At 64.8% G+C, this 3,580-nt stretch carries 2 protein-coding genes; both read right to left on the reverse strand.

All coding sequences use genetic code 11. The features are described 5' to 3' along the window. The coding region (locus Q1V87_RS14450) for a DUF1156 domain-containing protein (RefSeq protein WP_300594349.1) at positions 1-2,128 on the reverse strand (2,128 nt) is incomplete at its 3' end. Then, a partial coding sequence (locus tag Q1V87_RS14455; protein WP_300594351.1) for a DUF3883 domain-containing protein occupies positions 2,125-3,580 on the reverse strand: 1,456 nt, incomplete at its 5' end. The genes Q1V87_RS14455 and Q1V87_RS14450, both read right to left, overlap by 4 nt.

Raw genomic sequence — 3,580 nt, forward strand, 5'->3', positions numbered from 1 at the left:
GTTCGGCGCGCAGCGCGGCGGACAGCGCCCGACGGGTCGTCGAGGGCGCATCTTCGCGTCGAGGGCGACAAGCGAGAACGATTGACGAAGCGAGCGCGTTGGTCCCAACGCTGATGAGACGTCCCCCTCTCTCACTACGCATCGGCCAAGTCGCCGTGATCTCCCATCCTGCGTCGATCAACCCACCGAGCAGCGTGTGCCACCCGGTCGAAGATGTTCCGGCGTCGCGGGTGTCCTGCTGCTTGTACGCGTAGTAGACGGTCAACGGAATGTCCGGGTTGGCCTCGCGGCGGATCCTCGTAAAGACCGAGTTGAAGCCGTCTACGAAGAACGCTTCAGCACCGGCCTTCCCGTTATGCCTGTACGGGTTTGCGACAAGCTCCTCGGCCTTCGGCGTGAGCATCGTGCTGACAGTCTTCGATTGGATTTGCAACAGCGAACGTCGCAGCCACACGTAGAAGTAGTCGGACAGATCGGAGTATCCGATGTTGTCGTAGTACGGCGGGTCGGTCGAAATGGCGAGGCCCTCGTACGTACGCGCAGCTGCATCGGCCTGAACGACCTCGGCAGGCGGACTTGCGGGCGTGTGCGCCACTGCCTTCGCCACCCACTCGACGTTTCCAGCGAATCCGCCGGATGAGTCCGAGAACGGATTCACCTCGGCGTAGTCCCACACCATGGGGATTGCCTGGCGGCCGAAGACGTTACGCACCTTCTCGCCCTGGGACTGCCAGCTAGCGAGCGATGAAAGGCGGTCGGTCTGGCGGCCGACCGCAAGTGCGAGGTACGTCGCAATGGCGTCTGCGTATGCCGCAGCGTCTTGACCACCGTCCTCGAGCCGGTCGCCTGTCGCAATGCCGCGCTCGGTGGCGTCGGCGAACACTCTCTCGCGTACCTCGCCAACGAGATCGCTCAATGTCGTGAGAGCGACGAGCTGGCGATTTGTGAACGCGTCGGCCCAGGTGGGCATCCCGTACATCGGCATGCGATCGACGTCGTGGTTCCGGGTGGGGACCTCCTGATTTGGCACGTCAAGTGGTCGGTCGACCACCGCTGCAGCTTGATGCGACTCGTCGCCGCTGAAGTAGAGCCGGCTTCGGTTCCCTTCCGCGACGATCGCCATGAGATGCGCTCCAAGACGCTGCGCTTGGGCTTCGGCGCGAATGTATGCGTTGGGAATCACTGTCCCATCGCCTACTGCGCGACCGTTCCCTCCAGCCACAGTTCCGTCGTCGTTGCCGACCGGTCCGTTGGCGTCGTGCCGGACCGTGTACCGAACCTCCCCGTTCGCGACGGAGGCTTCGATCCAGGCCTCTTTGCCCTTCTTCTTGTTGAGCCACCACGACCGAACGAGCGGCACCTCCACGGGATTTGCGGGATTGGGGCTCTTGACTGTTCGTGCCCAGATCCAGGCGATCACCGTGTGCTCAACCCCGTCGGGTGATACGACCGGAGGGTACAAGCTGCCAATGCGGATGAGTGCTTCCTCGCGCATCCAAGCGCCATAGCGCTGGATATCTTCAGCAAGTCCCTCTGCCCGCGCCCATGTAACCCGCGTCTGGGCGGCGCCGGGGTAGGCGGGTTCGCGATCTGTAAACGTCGGGGGGATCTCGATGAGTGCCTTATTGATGAGCACCGCGAGCGGGTTGAGGTCGCTGGCGTGCGCCTCGAGTCCGAGCCGCTGCGCTTCCAATGGGATGGCCCCGCCGCCGGCGAACGGATCGAGGACCGCTGGCAGGTGCCCATTGTTGCTCTTGCGGATCTCGGCACGGGCCTGACTCAGCAGCGTCTCGTCATTGCTGTTCTCCCAGATGACCAACTGCTCGAGAAGCCGGTGAAGACGAGCGCGCTCGGCATCTTGCTCCTCAACGGTTGGGAACTCCTCGGGCCGGGAGGCCGGGTCATCCACAAGCTGTGCGAACAGAACCGCGCGCGCTGCCGCAAGCGGCCGACGCGCCCAGTACAGGTGCAGGGTCGAAGGATGCCCATGCCGGATGGACTTCTCTCGCGATGCCTCGGCGTTGATGGCTTCGAGCGGCAGAGACGTCTCGATGAGCTTCTTCTTGGGTGTCGCGTTCACTTGTACGTCTCTCGTGGGCGGGTTGGTCGTCTCGATCGGGTCAGTCATCGCGGTGGACCTCCGCGATCCCAGTAGTCGCGCCACTCCTCGTTGTAGGAGCGGGTGGTCGCCGACGGCTCGATGTGGATAAACGCGTCGAGCACGTAGCGAAGTCGGTCCCGCTTCTCGCCGTCCGGCGACACGAGGACGAGTGCGAGGCGGTGACGGTCGCCCTGCGTTTGAGCAAACGTGATCTCGTTCGTGGTGATGGTGAAGGTGTCGGACCCCTCGATCCGCCCCTTCACCTCGATGTAGTGGATGCGTCCGTCGGCATCGAAAGATTGGATGTCGTATCCGGGGTTGTTCCTGGGCATCTCGTGTGGCGTGCGGCCGAGTGCGCGTTCGCTGGCGAGAACGGCCTCGACTGCTCGGCGTTCGACGAGCTCGGTGTTGCGCGCGAAGGTCTGGGGCGCGGCATCCTCATCGCCAGTCGACAGTCGTTGGCTCGGCACGACGAGTGCTGATCCGCGGACGACCGCGGGAAGTGCGACGAGTTGCGTGCTTTCGTCGAGCGCGCGGAGCCGTTTGTCGAGCCGTTCATCGAGTTGGCGTGCCCGCTGGAGCGCGACATCGGCGCGGATGCGGCCGATGGTGCCGGTGCGCTCGAGTGCTTCGAGGCGATTGTGTTCGCGGTCCCAGTGGTTGATCTCGGCGAGGAGTCGTTCCTCGACCTGAACCCGGGTGCGTTCGACATCCACGGCGATGCGCGCGGCCAGTTCGTCCATGCGGGGTGCGAGTCCGTCTCTATACGCCCACGCGCGCATGGAGCGTTCATGGTCGCTCTTCGCCCACTCGTCCTCGAGGATCTCAGCGATTGCCGCAGCCTCGCCGGCGTGTGGTGCGTCGTAGTCGAGGTAGGGCGGGGCCGCGGCGAGGGTGACTGCGCCCGCGGCGTCGAGGACGGGGTAGTCGAAGTGGTGCGACACGGTGTCGGCGTCGGTTGTGGCGTTCTGGATGCGCTGTTCGACGGCGTACAGCAGCGCAGTGTGCTCGGATTGCTGTTCGCGACGGTCGACGAACACCGTTCCGCGTTTGAGGACCGACCCCAGGTCTTCGATGGTGAGTTCGATGACCGCTTGCAGCAGCGGGTGGCCGGGGGCGAGGAGCGCCGCCTGTGTCTGATTCTCAGGGCGAACGTGTGCGGTCTCGAACGTGACTCGTTCGTACCGATCCGGCACGGGGGCCCACCGGTTGAGTCTGCGTGCTGTGTCGATGATGCGCTGCGGCACCCGCGTGATCTCGTAGCGGCCCTTCTCGCGCCGCTCGATACGACCGCCCGCGCGGTCGAAGGCTTCGAGGAAGGCGTCGCGGATGAAGTGAGGCTGGAGGCGCTTGGCCTTCGCGTCCTCCATCTGGCGGCACAGCTCCTCCAGGTCGGTGGGCGCGAGGGCTTCACTGGCAAGCGCCTCGTCGTCGAGCAGTTCCTGGAGCCCGGCGGAGACGCCCTCGTCGATGATTTCC

The organism is Microbacterium sp., assembly GCF_030149085.1.
Classification (GTDB): Bacteria; Actinomycetota; Actinomycetes; order Actinomycetales; family Microbacteriaceae; genus Microbacterium.